Annotated in this window: 15 protein-coding genes and 1 pseudogene; 7 read left to right on the plus strand and 9 right to left on the minus strand. The window is 63.6% G+C overall.

All coding sequences use genetic code 11. The features are described 5' to 3' along the window. Positions 1-3 precede the first annotated feature (3 nt). The 3 genes from KBA32_RS07955 to cysN all read left to right on the plus strand — a co-directional run bounded on the left by KBA32_RS07955 (position 4) and on the right by cysN (position 3,059). Positions 4-726, plus strand: a complete 723-nt coding sequence (locus KBA32_RS07955; protein ID WP_294357258.1) for a phosphoadenylyl-sulfate reductase — start codon at positions 4-6, stop codon at positions 724-726. Positions 727-858: 132 nt separating this feature from the next. Next, positions 859-1,773 carry a sulfate adenylyltransferase subunit CysD gene (gene cysD, locus KBA32_RS07960; protein WP_294357259.1) on the plus strand — a complete coding sequence of 305 codons (915 nt, stop codon included), beginning with the start codon at positions 859-861 and terminating at the stop codon, positions 1,771-1,773. Next, the gene (cysN, locus tag KBA32_RS07965; RefSeq protein WP_294357261.1) at positions 1,773-3,059 is read left to right on the plus strand and encodes a sulfate adenylyltransferase subunit CysN; all 1,287 of its coding nucleotides are present in this window, start codon (positions 1,773-1,775) and stop codon (positions 3,057-3,059) included. Before cysD ends, cysN begins: the two co-directional genes overlap by 1 nt. Before the next feature lie 175 nt (positions 3,060-3,234). Here cysN and KBA32_RS07970 read toward each other — a convergent pair whose 3' ends face one another. Continuing rightward, positions 3,235-3,654: a hypothetical protein gene (locus KBA32_RS07970; RefSeq protein ID WP_294357263.1), complete on the minus strand. Its 420-nt coding sequence runs from the start codon at positions 3,652-3,654 to the stop codon at positions 3,235-3,237. 165 nt (positions 3,655-3,819) lie between these two features. Between KBA32_RS07970 and ycaO the strand changes: the two genes are divergently transcribed. Continuing rightward, complete coding sequence (gene ycaO / locus KBA32_RS07975; protein WP_294357265.1) at positions 3,820-5,568, plus strand: 30S ribosomal protein S12 methylthiotransferase accessory factor YcaO; 1,749 nt, start codon at positions 3,820-3,822, stop codon at positions 5,566-5,568. A gap of 7 nt (positions 5,569-5,575) precedes the next feature. Further along, positions 5,576-5,797 (plus strand): hypothetical protein, encoded by a 222-nt coding sequence (locus tag KBA32_RS07980; protein WP_294357267.1) that lies wholly within the window; start codon positions 5,576-5,578, stop codon positions 5,795-5,797. A gap of 20 nt (positions 5,798-5,817) precedes the next feature. Here KBA32_RS07980 and KBA32_RS07985 read toward each other — a convergent pair whose 3' ends face one another. From KBA32_RS07985 to ppx, 7 genes are all read right to left on the minus strand, one after another. Then, positions 5,818-6,183, minus strand: a complete 366-nt coding sequence (locus KBA32_RS07985) for a hypothetical protein (RefSeq protein ID WP_294357268.1) — start codon at positions 6,181-6,183, stop codon at positions 5,818-5,820. Between the two features lie 35 nt (positions 6,184-6,218). After that, positions 6,219-7,967, minus strand: a complete 1,749-nt coding sequence (locus KBA32_RS07990) for a SulP family inorganic anion transporter (RefSeq protein WP_294357270.1) — start codon at positions 7,965-7,967, stop codon at positions 6,219-6,221. Between the two features lie 248 nt (positions 7,968-8,215). Further along, positions 8,216-8,869, minus strand: coding sequence for an ABC-type transport auxiliary lipoprotein family protein (locus KBA32_RS07995; RefSeq protein ID WP_294357272.1), 654 nt, complete (start codon positions 8,867-8,869; stop codon positions 8,216-8,218). Beyond that, on the minus strand, positions 8,866-9,801 hold the full coding sequence (locus tag KBA32_RS08000) for an MlaD family protein (protein WP_294357274.1): 936 nt from the start codon (positions 9,799-9,801) through the stop codon (positions 8,866-8,868). Before KBA32_RS08000 ends, KBA32_RS07995 begins: the two co-directional genes overlap by 4 nt. 2 nt (positions 9,802-9,803) lie before the next feature. Further along, a complete protein-coding gene (locus KBA32_RS08005) occupies positions 9,804-10,574 on the minus strand; it encodes an ABC transporter ATP-binding protein (RefSeq protein WP_294357275.1) in 771 nt (256 codons plus the stop codon). Continuing rightward, positions 10,571-11,689, minus strand: a complete 1,119-nt coding sequence (locus KBA32_RS08010; RefSeq protein ID WP_294357276.1) for an ABC transporter permease — start codon at positions 11,687-11,689, stop codon at positions 10,571-10,573. Before KBA32_RS08010 ends, KBA32_RS08005 begins: the two co-directional genes overlap by 4 nt. A 5-nt stretch (positions 11,690-11,694) precedes the next feature. Next, positions 11,695-13,206 carry an exopolyphosphatase gene (gene ppx / locus KBA32_RS08015; RefSeq protein WP_294357278.1) on the minus strand — a complete coding sequence of 504 codons (1,512 nt, stop codon included), beginning with the start codon at positions 13,204-13,206 and terminating at the stop codon, positions 11,695-11,697. Between the two features lie 175 nt (positions 13,207-13,381). Here ppx and ppk1 point away from each other — a divergent pair, with 175 nt between their 5' ends. Continuing rightward, the gene (gene ppk1 / locus KBA32_RS08020; protein WP_294357280.1) at positions 13,382-15,487 is read left to right on the plus strand and encodes a polyphosphate kinase 1; all 2,106 of its coding nucleotides are present in this window, start codon (positions 13,382-13,384) and stop codon (positions 15,485-15,487) included. A 6-nt stretch (positions 15,488-15,493) separates the two neighbouring features. Further along, positions 15,494-16,408 carry a fructosamine kinase family protein gene (locus tag KBA32_RS08025; RefSeq protein ID WP_294357282.1) on the plus strand — a complete coding sequence of 305 codons (915 nt, stop codon included), beginning with the start codon at positions 15,494-15,496 and terminating at the stop codon, positions 16,406-16,408. Positions 16,409-16,622: 214 nt separating this feature from the next. Here the strand turns inward: KBA32_RS08025 and KBA32_RS08030 are convergent. After that, positions 16,623-16,878: pseudogene (locus tag KBA32_RS08030) on the minus strand (hypothetical protein); the annotation flags it as partial.

Consider the following 16,878-nt stretch of genomic DNA (forward strand, 5'->3'; position numbering starts at 1 on the left):
ATGATGGCAATCCAAGTCAATCTGAACGACCAGGCGCTGCTCGACTCGGTCGCCACCAAGGCCGAAGCCGCCAAGGCGCTGCTCGCGCGCATCGCCGACGAGTTTGCCCCCGCTGCCTTCGCCAACAGCCTCGGCGCCGAAGACATGGTCCTGACCGACCTGATCGACGCCATCCAGGCGCCGATCGAAATCTTCTCGCTCGACACCGGGCGCCTGCCGACCGAGACCTACGACCTGATGGCCGAAACGCGCGTTCGTTACGGCTTCCAGCTCAAGCTGTACTACCCGCGCCACGATCTCGTCGAAACCTACACGCGCGAGCACGGCATCAACGCCTTCTACGAGTCGGTCGAGTTGCGCAAGGGCTGCTGCTTCGCGCGCAAGGTCGAGCCGCTGCGCCGCGCGCTGGACGGCAAGAAGGCCTGGATCACCGGCATGCGCGCGCAGCAGTCGGCAACGCGCGACGCGCTGCCGCTGCAGACGTTCGACGAAGGCAACGGGCTGGAGAAGTTCAACCCGCTGACCGACTGGACGGAAAAGGAAGTCTGGGCCTACATCAAGCTGCACCAGGTGCCGTACAACGCCCTGCACGACAAGTTCTACCCGAGCATCGGCTGCGCCCCGTGCACGCGAGCCATCACGCCGGGCGAGGACATCCGCTCAGGGCGCTGGTGGTGGGAGAATCCGGAATCGAAAGAATGCGGATTACATGTTAAGAATGCTTGAACCTCTTTCAACGCAGAGTGCGCAGAGGCGCAAAGGGCGCAGAGAAGAACTACAAAGAAATGGTTTTACTTTACGATCTCTGCGTCTCTGCGTACTCTGCGTTGAAAGCGTTGCTTTTTTGAAAGTCCAACAATGACAACTATGACAAAACAAACGCTCTCCCACCTCGACTGGCTGGAATCCGAGGCCATCCACATCATGCGCGAGGTGGCCGGCCAGTGCGCCAACCCGGTGCTGCTGTTCTCCGGCGGCAAGGACTCGATCTGCATGCTGCGCATCGCCGAGAAGGCGTTCCGTCCGGGCAAGTTCCCCTTCCCGCTGATGCACATCGACACCGGCCACAACTACAAGGAAGTGACCGACTACCGCGACAAGCGCTCCGCCGAACTCGGCGAGCGGCTGATCGTGCGCTCGGTGGAAGACTCGATGAAGCGCGGCACGGTCGTGCTGAAGTCCGCCGACGAGTCGCGCAACAAGCACCAGTCCGTCACGCTGCTCGAAGCGATCGAGGAATTTGGCTTCGACGCCTGCATCGGCGGTGCCCGGCGCGACGAGGAAAAGGCCCGCGCCAAGGAGCGCATCTTCTCGTTCCGCGACGAGTTCGGCCAGTGGGACCCGAAGAATCAGCGTCCGGAACTGTGGGATCTGTACAACGCGCGCAGCTTCAAGGGCGAAAATATCCGTGTCTTCCCGATCTCGAACTGGACCGAGTTCGACGTCTGGCAATACATCGAGCGCGAAAATCTCGAACTGCCGTCGATCTACTACGCGCACACCCGCCCGGTCGTGCGCAAGGCCGGCGGCCTCTTGCCGGTGACCGACATCACCCCGGCCAAGCCGGACGACAAGGTGGAACTCCTGCAAGTGCGCTTCCGCACGGTCGGCGACATCACCTGCACGGCGCCGGTCGAATCGGACGCCGACACCATCACCAAGATCATCGCCGAGACGGCGACCACCACCATCACCGAACGCGGCGCCACGCGCCTCGACGACCAGACGTCGGAAGCGTCGATGGAACAACGCAAGAAAGAGGGTTACTTCTAATGTCCGCCATTGAAAACATCCAGCCCGAGATCAAGGACAACGGCCTGCTCCGCTTCCTCACCTGCGGTAGCGTGGACGACGGCAAGAGCACACTGATCGGCCGCCTGCTCTACGACACCAAGGCGATTCTCGCCGACACGCTGCACGCCATCGAGCGCACGTCGAAGAAGCGCGGCATGGAGGCGATGGACCTCTCGCTGCTCACCGACGGCCTGCAGGCCGAGCGCGAACAGGGCATCACCATCGATGTCGCCTACCGCTACTTCACCACCGGCACGCGCAAGTACATCATCGCCGACGCGCCGGGGCACGAGCAGTACACGCGCAACATGGTCACCGCCGCCTCGACCGCCGACCTCGCCATCATCCTGATCGACGCGCGCAAGGGCGTGCTGACGCAGACGCGCCGCCACTCCTACCTCACGCACCTGGTGAACATCCCGCACCTCGTCGTCGCCATCAACAAGATGGACCTCGTCGACTATTCGCAGGACGTGTTCAACCAGATCATGGCCGACTACCTCGACTTCGCTGCGAAGCTCGGCATCAGTGACGTGCGCTTCATCCCGATGTCGGCGCTCAACGGCGACATGGTCGTCGAGCGCGGCGACCGGCTCGACTGGTACACCGGCCCGACGCTGATCGACCTGCTCGAGACGGCCACCGCCTCGCACGTCGAGCACGAGGAGCCGTTCCGCTTCCCCGTGCAATACGTTTGCCGCCCGCAGGACTCGGCCAATCCCGAACTGCACGACTACCGCGGCTTCATGGGCCGCGTCGAATCGGGCTGCATCAGCGTCGGCGACGCCGTCACCATCCTGCCATCCGGCCGTGAGACGCGCGTCAAGGACCTCCAGGTGCTCGGCCAGACGCTGCCGACCGCGTACGCCGAACAGTCGATCGCCATCCTGCTCGAAGACGAAATCGACATCTCGCGCGGCGACATGATCGTCAAGACCGGCGAGGAACCGAACGTCGTGAAGCAGTTCGACGCCATGCTCTGCTGGCTCTCCGAAACCCCGCTCGACCCGCGCCGCAAGTACTTGATCCGCCATACCACGCGCGACAGCAAGGCCATGCTCGCCGGCATCGAATACCGCACCGATGTGAACACCATGGAGCACGTCGCGGCCGACAAGCTCACCATGAACGACATCGCCAAGGTCAGCTTCAAGCTCGCGCAGCCGATCTTCCCCGATCCCTACACGAGCAACCGCGGCACCGGCGCCTTCATCGTCATCGACGAGTCGAGCAACAACACGGTCGGCGCGGGGATGATTCTGTAGTCGCCGAACGTCAGCGTCATTGCGATTTCTGCCAATCTGAACGGGCTTCGACAGGTTCAGCCCGAGCGGTAGTTGAGACATCTTCTTGCGGGATCAATGGATCGAGGGTGACAACTTCATGCATCCTCGGACCGGATCTGCATCACGCCATTTCTTCCCTTGTCTGAGCGGTGCACTACGTACACCAAGCACGCATCAGCAAGAAGCCGCCGACGCCGATGGCGATCGTTCCGACGACGTGCAGCAACGGCCGCCAGTAACCGATCGGGTACATGTGGCGGCCCGGCGAGCGCGCCATGCGCGTTTCCTCAACCCAGTTGACGACTTCGCCAAGGGTGAAGAGACAGGCGAGACCAAAGGCGAACGAGCCGACGATGATCGTCGCGAGTTGCCCTTCGCCGGTACGGCAGGAGAAATTGATGCCGAGCCAGCCGCGCGTCAGCGGATCGAAACCAATGGCCATGCGCACGCCGGCGAATGCCAGGAGGCAGAAGAGCAGCACGACGGCAAAGTAGATCCAGAACTCGCGCGTCCGGATGAGCCGTGCGGCCTCGATCAGCTGTGACTTCAGTTCGGCGAAGAATCCGGCAAGCATGAAACTCCCTTTGTTTCGCGATCAGTCAATTCACGTGCGACTCGACAGCGGACTGCGGCAGAATCTACCGCATCCTTGCTTGCCACGCGCTCCCGATACTGATATAGAACCGCTCCTGATTGATATATCGAACCTTCACGCCAGGACTTTACCGCGGACCACTCCATGACCATAGAACATTACATCGCAGGCAAGGACGCCTCGCTCGAATCGACGATCGACCGCATGCAGCACCGGCTCGCCGAGATCGGCTTTCACGTCGTCGAGCGCTCGTGGCTCAACCCGGTCGATGGCATCTGGTCCGTTCACGTCAGCGACCGCGACTGCCCGCTGCTGTTCACCAACGGCAAGGGCGGTTCGAAGCTCGCCGCGCACGCCAGCGCCTTGGGCGAGTTCTTCGAGCGTCTGGCATGCAACTATTTCTGGACGCACTACTTTCTCGGGCGCAAGTACGCCGCGCAGCGCTTCACGCACTACCCGCAAGAGCGCTGGTTCCTGCCCGACGAGGATGACAACTGGCCGGAAGAGCTGCTGACGCCGGAGCTGCACGCGCTCTACAACCCGGACGGCAACATCACGGCCGAAGTGCTCGTCGACCACAACTCGGGCAACGTCGAACGCGGCATCTGCGCCCTGCCCTTCACCCGCCTCGACGACGAGCGCACCGTCTGGTTCCCGATCAACGTGATCGGGAACCTGTACGTGAGCAACGGCATGTCGGCGGGCAACACACTCGCCGAGGCGCGCGCACAGGCGCTCTCGGAAATCGTCGAGCGCCACATCAAATTCCGCATCATCAGCGAGGGACTCTGCCTGCCGGACGTGCCGGATGAGATCATCGCGCGCTATCCGCGCATCGCCAACGGCGTGCGCGAACTGCGCGATGCGGGTTACGGCATCCTGGTCAAGGATGCCTCGCTCGGCGGGCAATACCCGTTGATGGCCGTCACTCTGCTCAACCCTAAGGATCAGGGCTGCTACGCCAGCTTCGGCGCACACCCGCGCTTCGAGGTTGCGCTCGAACGCGCGCTGACCGAACTGTTGCAGGGCCGTGCGCTCGATGCGCTGGACGGCTTCCCCGAACCCGGTTTCGATCTCGACGAGATCGCCAGCACGCCGAACATCGAGATTCACTTCGTCGATTCGAGCGGCATCATCAGCTGGAACTTCCTCGGCGACGCGCCCGACTACGACTTCTGCGACTGGAACTTCAGTTCGACGACGACGGAAGACTACGAATGGCTGGTCGAGATGATCCAGAAGGAAGGCTACGACATCTACGTCGCCGACTACACGCACCTTGGCATCTACGCCTGCCGCATGATCGTGCCCGGCATGTCGGAGATCTACCCGATCGACGACCTCGAGTACGAGAACAACAGCTTCGGCAACGACATCCGCGAGGCGATTCTTTACCTGCCCGACCTCGACGACGATGAATGCGAAGCGCTGCTCGATACGCTGAACGAATCGTCGCTGGCCGACGAACGCCCGGTCGCTGCGTTGATCGGGCTCGCTCCCGACGCCGGCTCGTTCTGGGAAGACCTGCGCATCGGCGAACTGAAAACCTTGCTCGCGCTGGCCACCGGCAACGAGGAAGCAGCGCACGAGGGCTGTGACTGGATACGCCACTTCGGCCAGATCGACGCCGGACGCCGCCGGGTGTACGGCTGCATCGAGAGCCTTTTGAAGCTATGCGACTCGGGCGATTACGAACCCTATCGCGCCGCGCTCGCCGGCCTTTACGGCAACGGCGCGCTGCAACGCGCCGAAGACCTGCTGGCGCGCCGCGAGCGTTTCTTCGGCATCGCCATGCCCGGCCTCGAGTTCGACGGCTGCGACATGCACCACCGGCTGCTCGCCGCCTACGACAAGGTGCATCGCCTGCACCTCCAGCAATCCGCGAAAGCCTGAGACTGCCATGACCTACGAAGAGTACCTCGACGAAATCGCCACCCTGCTGACCGAGATCTACACGCTGGACGACGACGTCGCCATCGGCATCGTCATGCGCGCGCAGGACGACGAGTTCTTCTGTCCGCACGACGACGACCCGTCGATGTGCACACTGGAACGCGCGCAGCAGGACGCGCGCACCGTTTTCAAGAAGTACAAGCCGGCGAAGTTCCCGCGCCGCCCGTAGCGAGCGGCAGGCGTCAACCTTTACAGGCCGCCAGCAGTAACCCTGACCAATACCGCACTCAATTCGTCGTCATCAAGGGCGGTGAGCAGCATCAACCCGGCGCGAACGAGTTCGCTCTTCTTCACCGGCGTTCCCCGGTCGTTGAGGCGGGCTTTCAGATCGAGCAGCTGTTCGTACTCAAACGCCGGTATCGCGAACTTCTCGCGCACCGTCTGTTGCTTCCTGAGTTCCTTGTCGAGCGGCCGGGGAAAGGCCTTCGCGAGGCGCTTTCGCTTCTTCGCAACGTTGGCGCGTTCGGGCGCAGCCGGCACCAGCTTTTTGCCCGGTGTTTCGGCCGGTGATTTTGCCTTGATGCCAGTCGAAGTCGTTGCCTTTGTTGTTGCCATGATCCATCCAGAACGGTCACCCGTTCGTGCTCCTGTCAGTAAACGTCGATTGTACTCGACGACGCCGTGCCCGAAATTTCACCGGCATCCAGCGCCTTGCGCCGTTCAAAGGACTCGACCGCCTTCTTGACCGAAACGTAGAAGTGCTCGCTGCCGACCTTTGCCGACAGCCCGACCTTGATCAGTTGCTCGCGGAACGGACGGGGAGAATCCGCAATCTTGAGTTCGACGCCAAGTTCGGTCAGCTCCTGGTACAGCTCGGTGAAGCGTTGTGCCGCGGTCACGTCGAGGTCCGAAATTGCTTGCGCGTCGATGACCAGGCATTCGAGCCCGACCGACTGGTCGACCAGCTCGCGAATCCGCGCCATGACATAGCGCGCGTTGGCGAAGATCAGCGGTGCGTAGAGCCGGTAGACGATCAGTCCTGGCACCGTCTCGCCTTCGTCCGGATCGAGGCAGTCGTGGAACTTCCCGTCGCTCGGCAGGCGCCGCAGCATGGCGTCGCGAGGCCGCGAAATCTCATACAGCACGTCGATCAGCGAGAGCAGGAGGCCGGCGATGATCCCCGGCACGACGCCGGTCAACAGGATGACCAAGGTAACGCCGACGGCGATCGCGAACTCACTGCGGTCGATCTTCAGCAACATGCGCAGGGACGCGGTTTCGAGCATGCCGAAGGCGGTAACGATCAGGATCGCGCCGAGTGCGGCCTTGGGCATCAGCGCGAGCAGCGGCGTGAGAAACAGCAGAAAGAGGACCAGGCCGCCGGCGGCCACGAGTTGCGCGACCTGCGACTTGGCACCCAACGCGTCGACGACGGAGCTGCGCGATTGACTCGCCGACACGGGGAAGCCTTGCGCCGCCGACGCCATCACGTTGGCGACGCCGAGCGCCAGCAATTCCTGGTTGGCTTCGACGTCGTAGTTATTCTTTTCGGCAAAGGTCTGCGCCAGGAGGATTCCGTCCGAGAACGCCAGGAAGGCGATCGCCACGGCGGCGGGCGCCAGCGCCGCGACGTCGCTCCAGCGCGGTTTGAAGAGCTCGATCGACGGCAAGCCCGGTTCGACCGTACCGACGAGCGAAACGCCCTCTTGGCCAAGGTCGAACAGAGAGACGCAAGCGATCGCGACCGCCGAAACCAGCAAAGCCGCCGGCACGCGCGGCAGCCAGCGCGCGAGCGCGACAAGCAGACAGAGGAGAAAGACGCTCAAGCCAAAGGTCGGCCAATTCACCTCCGGCAGCCGTTCAATCACGGTGACAACGAGCGTGAAGAACTCTTCGCCCTCGGTCTTGATCCCGAAGATCTTGCCAAGCTGCGTCGCGATCAGGACGAGCGAAGCGCCGTTCAGATAGCCGACGAGGACCGGACGCGAGAGCAGATCGGCGATGGTACCCAGCTTGAGCTGCGAAGCGGCGAGCAGGATGAGGCCGGAAAACACGGCCAGTTCGGCCGCCAGGATTGCGATGCGTGCCGGATCGTTGCCGGCCAGCGGCAGGATGGCCGAGCCGGCGAGCAGGCCGATCGCCGCGTCCGGCCCGGCGATGACGTGGCGTGAACTCGAGAACACGGCGTAGCCGACGCAGGCCATGATCGCGGCGTAGATGCCGGTGATCGGCGGCAGATGGACGAGTTCGGCATACGCCAGCACGGACGGAATCATCACGATGCAGGCGGTCAGGCCGGCAATCGCATCCTTGCCCAGCCAATGCATCGGGTAATGGCGCAGTACCGAGAGTATCGGCACCAGCGAGGGAATCTGCCGCAATCGACGCCTTGCTTTCACGCTGCAATCCTCACGAACGATCTGAGAGGTTGTGAATAAATGCTGAAACACCCACCACAGAGACGCAGAGACGCAGAGTTTTCGCAGAGAGAGCCTTTGGAAGCGGTGGCTTTTCTCCGCGTCTCCTCTGCGCCTCCGTGCCTCTGTGGTGGGTTTCAAGTTTTTTCACAGACTCTGACCGCCCTATTCCCGAGGCGAACGCCTCGTCTTTCATCTTGAGAAACGAGTTCCGCAAGGCCGCCCGGAGGCTACTTCCTGGTCGCCGCCGTTGCTGGCGCAGTCAGCTGACACGGCACCATCGCCTTGCTCTTTTCCAACGCCCCGAGCCAGTCCGCCAATTGCGACGAGAGCGTCGATCCCGCTGCCACCAGCGCATCGACGCCGCCACGCGCGTCCTGGCTTGCAGCGGGTTGCTCGATCAGGAAGTCCCTGCCGGCGATGCGCTGCTTGCGCGCGTCGATCAGGCTGGCGGTGCCCTGCAGCACGCCGCGACTTTGTGTCGGCGCATCGAACACCTGCGAAAACTCCTGCAATTCGAAGCGCAACAGGCAACTGGCCGCGGCGTTGCCGCTCGAAGTCGCCATGCCGAGTCGCTGCCGCAATCTTTGCGCCAGCAGCACACCGGGCGCACCGGCCCAGCGGCTACCCGAGTATTCGCGTTGTTTCAGCGGGTCGTCGTAGGCCAGACGGTAATCGACATTCAGTGCATCGAACCAGGGCGGCGCCACCACTTCCAGTGCGATCCGCGGCCATTCACCCTCGCCGCCGTTGCGCGCGGACGGAAGGCCAAAGTCGTAGACGGCCGGCGATCGTCCGTTGCCCGGGCTGATCGCACAGCCGCCGAGCAACGACGCGGCGAGCAGCAGAGGACATAGACGCCGGACTTCGGCACGCGTTCTCATGGTTTTTCTCCCTTGGCCGCCGGCGCGGCAAAACCCGGTTCACCCGGGCCGGGCGCCGCCTTTGGCTGTCCGAAAATCAGGCTTTGCGGCGATTCTTCGAGCATCTGCAGGACGCGGTTGAGTTGCCGCGAGTTGCCCGAGAGCTCGGCGCTCAGTTCGTTCAAGCGCGGCAGCAGCGCGCCGGCGCCACCGGTCGCCGAATCGCCGAGCGCCACATCGAGGCGATCGCTCACCGATTGCAGGCGCGACACCAGGCCGCGCGCCTCGGCGAAGAACGGCCCGGCCTGGCCTGCCGTCTGCTCGGCGCGGACCAGCGTCGACTTCAAGAGACGCACGTTCTCCGGCGTCAACACCTGCTGCAACTGTGCGGTCGCCTCGCGCACGTTGCCGGTCGTCGCTTCGAGATTGGCCAGCGTTCCGGCAATCGCCCGGCGGTTCTCCGGACTCAACACCTCGTTGGCGTTCTGCAGGAAGTCGCGTGCATTGCGCATGACGTCGCCGCCCACGTCGGTCAATTCCTGGATCAGCGAATCCTGCATCCGGATTCTGGGCAGGCCGTCACCCGCCTCCAGCGGCGAGAAGTCCTTGCCCGACGCTTCGAGCAGCACGTGCGCGATGCCGGTCACGCCCTGGTAGCCGAGCTTGGCGATGGTCGCCTTGGTCACCGGCGTGCCCTTGGTGACGCTGATGTGGATGAGCGTGTTGGCCGGATTCTCCGGATCAAGCTCGATCGACAGCACCTTGCCGACGCGTATCCCGCGATAGCGCACCTGCGCCTGCCCATTGAGGCCGGTGACGTTGGACGTCGTCACCACCACATACTCGTCGGTCGGTTCCTGCTTGCCGCCGAACCACCACAGCGAGGCAACAGCCGACAAGCCGAGCAGCAGCGTGAACAAGCCGGCGAAAAAGGCGTGTGAACGATTCTCCATGACTACGACGACCTCTTTTGCATGACCGCCTTCGCGTGATCGGAACAGAAAAAGCTGTGGATGAACGGGTGATCGACCGCCAGCACCTCGGCCGGCGTTCCGCAGGCGATGATACGCTGCGCGGCCAGCACCGCGACGCGCGTCGCCAGCCCGCCCAGCGTTTCCAGATCGTGCGTCACCATGACGACGGTGAAGCCGAGTTCCTGTTGCAGCATGCGAATGAGCTGGACGAAGTTGTCCGCCAGATCCGGATCGAGCCCGGCGGTCGGCTCGTCGAGTACGAGCAGCTCGGGTTCGAGCGACAGCGCGCGCGCCAGCGCCACGCGCTTGATCATGCCGCCGGACAGTTCGGCGGGCATCAGGCGCGCGTGTCGCGGCTCAAGCTCGACGAGACTCAGTTTCAACATGACCAGATCGCGAATCATCGCTTCGTCGAGAATCCGCAGCTCGCGCAGCGGAAACGCGATGTTGTCGAAGACCGAAAACGCCGAAAACAGCGCGCCTTGCTGGAAGAGCATGCCGAAGCGACGGCGCACCGAGCGGCGGATGGCCGGATCGGGATCGAGCACCGGATGCCCGAACAGGCGGACGGTGCCCTTGGTCGGGACGAGAAGTCCGACGATTTCGCGCAGCAGCGTCGTCTTGCCGCTGCCCGATCCGCCGACCATGCCGAGGATCTCGCCGGCGTTGACGTCGAGGTCGATACCGCGATGCACGACCGTGTCGCCGAAGCGGGTGTGCACGCCGCGCACTTCGATGACAGGCGCGCTCATACGGCGGGCATCCCGATACTGCGCGTCAGGATCGCGAACACGGCGTCGACGATGATGACGACGGTAATCGCTGTGACGACCGAACTCGTCGTCCTCGACGACAGGCTTTCCGTGTTCGGGCGGACCTTCAGCCCGAAATGGCAGGCGATGAGCGCGATCAGCATGCCGAAGAAGAAACCCTTGCCGATGGCGATCCACAGATTGGCGACAGGAACGGCCCGCGGCAGCGTCTCGATGAAGTAGCCGTAGGCCAGCCCCATCTCCAGGTTGGCCGACACCATGCCGCCGACGATACCGGCCGCCGAACACCAGATGACGAGCAAGGGCATCGCCAGCGACAGTGCTGCCACCTTGGGCAGCACCAGCCGAATACTGCGCGAGACGCCCATCGTCGCCAGCGCGTCGATTTCCTCGGTCACACGCATGACGCCGATCTGCGCCGTCATCGCCGACCCGGAACGCCCGGCGACGAGCACGGCGACGATCACCGGCCCCAGTTCGCGGATGACGCTGATACCGATCAGGTTGACGATGAAAATGTCTGCGCCGAAGGTCTTGAGCTGAAGCGACGACAGGTACGACAGCACGATGCCGATCAGGAAACCGACCAATGCGGTTACCGGCAAGGCCTGGGCGCCGCTCTTGTACAGCGTTGCGGAAAACTCGCGCAGCGGGAATTCCTGCGGGTTGCGCAACAGATACAGGACATCGAGAACCATCTGGCCGATCAAGGTGACGATGTCGCGCAAGTTCTTGACCGCTTTCAGCACGAGCCGGCCGACGCCTACGATCCATGCGTCGTAGGTCCGAGGCATGGCAACGGTGGCCGTGGCAGGCAGCGCGGCGACGCGCTCGATGACGCGCCGTTGCTGCGGCGAGAGTTCAAGCGATTGCGGCCAGCGGCGCCCCCAGGCGCGCCAGAGCAGGATGGCGCCGACGCTGTCGATGCGTTCAATTCCAACGAGATTCCAGGCCGGATTGCCGACGGCCAGATCGGCGAGCCGCGCTTCAAGACCGGCGATCGGCGTTGGCAGTGACGCCAGCGTCCAGTCACCACTGAGCGAAACCCGGGTAACGCCGTCCCGCTCGCCCGTTTCAATCGCGGCGCTGGCCATACGCGCTACTCCAGACTGTACGACGTGCTGCGGCGTTTGATCTTGAGCACCGAGCCGGCGCGCTGCCAGAGCAAGGATTCCTCGGCGAGCGCCGCTGCGCTGAGCGGGTTGCCCGCAAGCCAGTCGGCCGGAAGCTCGACCTGAAATCCAGAGCCCGACTGCCGGACGAAAAACACCGGCAAACCCTCGTCGTCACGCGAGCGGTGAAGCAAGGACGAGAGTCGCAGGCAGAAGACCAGGCGCCAGATCGGGTCGGTCACCGATGGCTCCGACAGCTTTTCCAGCTTGCCGCGCTGCCCGAGCAAAAGCGTCGCCAGCCGCTCCTGATCCATCTTCGAGAAACCCGGCATGTCGGCGTAGCGCACGATGTAGGCGCCGTGCCGGTGAAAACCGCTATGCGCGATCGAAATGCCGATCTCGTGCAGGAGCGCCGCCCAGCGCAGGAAATTGACATCGCGCTCGTTCTCCGGCCAGTCGATGCGGATCAACTGGCCGAGCAATTCAAACGCCGTCCGCTCGACGCGCTCGGCCTGTTTCGCGTCGACCTGATAACGATGCATGAACTGCTGCACCGTGGTGTCGCGCATGTCGTGGTGATGAAAGCGCCCGAGCAGGTCGTAGAGCACGCCCAGGCGCAGCGCACCTTCAGAGTACGTCAGGTGGTCGACACCCAACTCGTCGAACACGGCCGACATGATGGCGATGCCGCCGGGCAGAACCGGCACGCGATCCAGGCGCAAGCCGGCGACTTTCAACGCGCTGGCCGAACCGGCGCGGACAATCAGTGCCCGCAGCCTGGCCAGACCCTCGCGCGAAATGCCGCTCTGCCCATCCGGATTGAGTCCGTTGCATTCGAGCAGATCGGCAATCGCCCGCGCGGTGCCGGAGGTCGCAACGGCCTCGATCCAGCCGGTGCGCCGATACTCACGGGCAATGGTTTCGATCTCCCGCGCCGCCGCGATCTCGGCTTCCTGAAAACGCTTCTTGTCGACCTTGCCATCAGTGAAAAAGCGCAGCGAGTAACTGACGCAGCCCATGAACAGCGATTCGAGCAGCACGGGATCGAGCTTCTTGCCAATGATGAATTCGGTCGAGCCGCCACCGATATCGACGACGAGACGCTTGTGCCGCGCAGGCGGTAGATCGTGTGCTGCACCGACGTAGATCAGGCGTGCTTCTTCGCGCCCGGCGATGACTTCGATCGGAAAACCCAGCGCGGCCTCGGCCTGCGGCAGGAAGGTCGGCGCGTTTTTGGCGATGCGCAGCGTGTTGGTCGCCACGGCGCGTACGGCTTCCGGCTGAAAGCCGCGCAGGCGTTCGGCGAAGCGCTGCAGCGCTTCAAGCGCGCGCACCTGTGACGCATCGTCGAGCCACTTCTCCCGGCTCAGCCCGGAAGCGAGCCGGACGGGTTCCTTGAGGGTATCGAGCGGATAGACCTGATCCCCGACCACGCGCCCGATCTGCAAGCGAAAACTGTTTGACCCGAGATCCACCGCCGCGATCTGCTCATAACCCATGGTTCATGCTCTCTGAAATCCGGTTATTTTTGATCGCGCCATTCTATCACCGCCGCCGAACGCCCCTCGCCGCGGTGTTTTGCTACCCGAAACGCCCAAACGGCGGGACAATGGCACTTTCCGCGAACACGCCGGTCCACTTCCACCTCGCATTCATTGCCGATCCAATTCGCCCATGACACCGCCGCCCGACATCACGACCACTGACCCCTCCCACTTCCCCACCGAGAACTTCCTGAACCGCGAGCTGGGGATCCTCGCCTTCAATCGTCGTGTTCTCGCACAGGCCAAGAACCACAAGACGCCGTTGCTCGAACGCTTGCGCTTTCTCTGCATCGTCAGCAGCAACCTCGACGAGTTCTTCGAGATCCGCGTCGCCGGACTCAAGGAACAGGTCAAGCTCAACTCCGTCGCGGTGACGCCGGACGGCCTGACCGCGCGCGCAGCCTACCGGCAGGTCAGCGACGAAGCGCACGCCATCGTCGAGGAGCAGTACGCGCTGCTCAACCAGGACATCCTGCCCGGGCTGGCGGCCGAGGGCATCAGCTTCATCCGGCGCAGCGAGTGGACGGAAGCGCAGCTCGCCTGGATCCGCGACTACTTCTTCCGCGAGGTGATGCCGGTGCTCACGCCGATCGGGCTCGATCCCTCGCACCCCTTCCCGCGCGTGCTCAACAAGAGCCTGAATTTTGCCGTCGAGCTTGAAGGCAAGGATGCCTTCGGCCGCAGCTCCGGCGCCGCCATCGTGCAGGCGCCGCGAGTGCTGCCGCGCATCATTCGCCTGCCGTCCGAACTGTGCGACTGCGAATACGCCTTCGTCTTCTTCTCGTCGGTGCTGCACGCCTTCGTCGGCGAACTGTTCGCCGGCATGAACGTATTGGGCTGCTACCAGTTCCGCGTCACGCGCAACAGCGATCTCTTCGTCGACGAGGAAGAAGTCAAGAACCTGCGCACCAAGATCCAGGGCGAGCTGCCGCAGCGCCACTTCGGCGACGGCGTGCGCCTCGAAGTCGCGGACAACTGCTCGCATACGATGGCCGAGTTCCTGCTCTCGCAGTTCAACCTCAACCCGAGCGACCTCTACCGCGTGGCCGGCCCGGTGAATCTGGTGCGGATGATGCAGGTACCGGACTGGGTCCTGCGCGACGACCTGAAATTCCCGCCCTTCGCACCGGGTGTTCCTAAATCCCTGCAGAAAGGCCACAACGTCTTCGACGCGATCCGCGCCGGCGACATCCTGCTGCACCACCCGTACCAGAGCTTCTCGCCGGTCATCGAGCTGATCGAGCAGGCGGCGACCGACGCGCGTGTCGTCGCGATCAAGATGACCGTGTACCGCACCGGGACCGACTCGGTGCTCATGCAGTCGCTGTTGCGTGCCGCGCAGAACGGCAAGGAAGTCACCGTCGTCGTCGAACTGATGGCGCGCTTCGACGAGGAAGCGAACATCGGCTGGGCAACCAAGCTTGAGGAAGTCGGCGCGCACGTGGTCTATGGCGTCGTCGGCTACAAGACGCACGCCAAGATGCTGATGATCGTCCGTCGCGAAGAAGGCAAGTCGGGCAGCCTGCTGCGCCGCTACGTCCATCTCGGCACCGGCAACTACCATCCGAAGACCGCCCGCCTCTACTCCGACTTTGGTTTGCTGACGTGCGACGTCGAAGTCGGCGCCGACGTCAACGAGGTGTTCAAGCAACTGACCGGCCTCGGGCGCGCACAAGCGCTCAAGCATTTGTGGCAGGCGCCGTTCTCGCTGCACCAGAACGTCGTCGCCGCGATTCGGGAAGAAGCCGCCGCCGCGCGTAGCGGGAAACGCGCACGCATCATCGCCAAGATGAATTCGCTGCTCGAACCGGCGGTCATCGCCGCGCTATATGAAGCGTCGCAGGCCGGCGTCAGGATCGACCTCATCGTGCGCGGCGTTTGCGCGCTGCGCCCGGGGATCAAGGGCAAGTCGGAGAACATCCGCGTGCGTTCGATCGTCGGGCGGCTGCTCGAACACCACCGCGTCTTCTACTTCTACGCCGGCGGCGAGGAGAAGGTCTATCTTTCCAGCGCCGACTGGATGGAGCGCAACTTCTTCCGCCGCATCGAACTCGCCTTCCCGATTGTCGACAAGAAGCTCAAGCGCCGTGTCATCGCCGAGGGCCTGCGCGTTTACCTGACCGACAACGTCCAGGCGTGGGATATGGACGCCAACGGCCACTACCACCCGCGCCGCAGCTCGCGCACCAAGCCACGCTGCGCGCAGAGCCAGCTGATCGAACTGCTGAAGCCGTAGCGGGCGATGCAGCCCCGACGGCCTGCCCTCGACCCGGCGCTGGAAGCAGCGCTGATCGAGGCCATCGCCGGCGTCACGGGTTCGCCCGCACAGATCGCGCAGATCATCGAAGTGGGCGGCGGCTCGATCTCCCGGACCTTTTGCTTGCAGACGGCGGATGCGCGCTACTTCCTCAAGCTGAACGCCGCCGAGCACGACGAGATGTTCGCGGCGGAAAGCGACGGGCTCGAAGCGCTCGGCGCCTGCAACAGCATTCACGTGCCGCGCGTACTTGCGCGCGGCGTGTGTGGGCCGGATGCCTACCTGCTTCTCGAGTACGTGGAACTCCGCCCCCTGCGCGACGGTGACGCGGGCTGCGCTGCGGGCTCGGCGCTCGCCGACCTGCACGGAACCGAAGGCAGACATTTTGGCTGGCACCGCGACAACTTCATCGGCAGCACGCCGCAACGCAACGGGGAATCCGATGACTGGCCGACCTTCTTCGCCAACCGGCGACTGAAGCCACAGCTTGAATTGGCACGAGAAAAGGGAATCCGCGGACGGTTGATCGCCAACGGCGAACGCCTGATGGAGCATCTGCCCGCCCTGTTTTCCGACTGCGCGCCGAAAGCAAGCCTGTTGCACGGCGACCTCTGGTCAGGGAATGCCGCGCTTGACGACACCGGCCGGCTCGCGCTATTCGACCCCGCCATCCATTACGGTGATCGGGAAAGCGACCTCGCGATGATGCAGCTGTTCGGCGGCTTCCCAGCGAGCATGCTCGCGGCGTACCGGGAAGCCAGGCCGCTGGCGAGCGGCTTCGAGCCGCGCCGGACGCTCTACCAGCTCTACCATGTGCTCAACCACATGAATCTCTTTGGTGGCGGCTATCAGGCGCAGGCGGAGCGGATGATCGGTTCGTTACTGGCCGAACTCGCTTAACCGTCCGGCTTTCGTAGATGCTGTAGTCGGAATCGAACGCCAATCGCGCAGAAAATCTGCGCTCCTACAAAACCCTATACGCATCGCCAGCCACCTGATAGGAGCGCAGTTCCACTGGGCGAAAAGGCGGCCTCTTCGGCAGAAAGGTCGTCATCGCGCAGCAAGCTACGCCCCGCAGGAAGTCCCCTGGGGGGGGGGCGCTCCTACCCACCCATCAGCACTCGAAACTGTCGCCCGTTACGAAAAATGAGCCGCCGGCCTGGTAATGAATCGTCCGCGAATCCGTGTCGGGGAAGAGCCAGCGCCCGCCTGAAAACAGTGCCGGGTCCGCCCAGGCGGCGACCACCTTGTCGGCGATCCTGCGACACGGAATGCTGAGCGCAAACTCGCCCGAGACTTCGATCAACTCGCGCGTCAGTGTCTGGCTATCGACGACGAGCAGGACTTTCGCCGGATCGAAGTCGAGCGGC

Origin of the sequence: Propionivibrio sp. (assembly GCF_017995515.1) — a bacterium.
Taxonomy (GTDB): domain Bacteria; phylum Pseudomonadota; class Gammaproteobacteria; order Burkholderiales; family Rhodocyclaceae; genus Propionivibrio.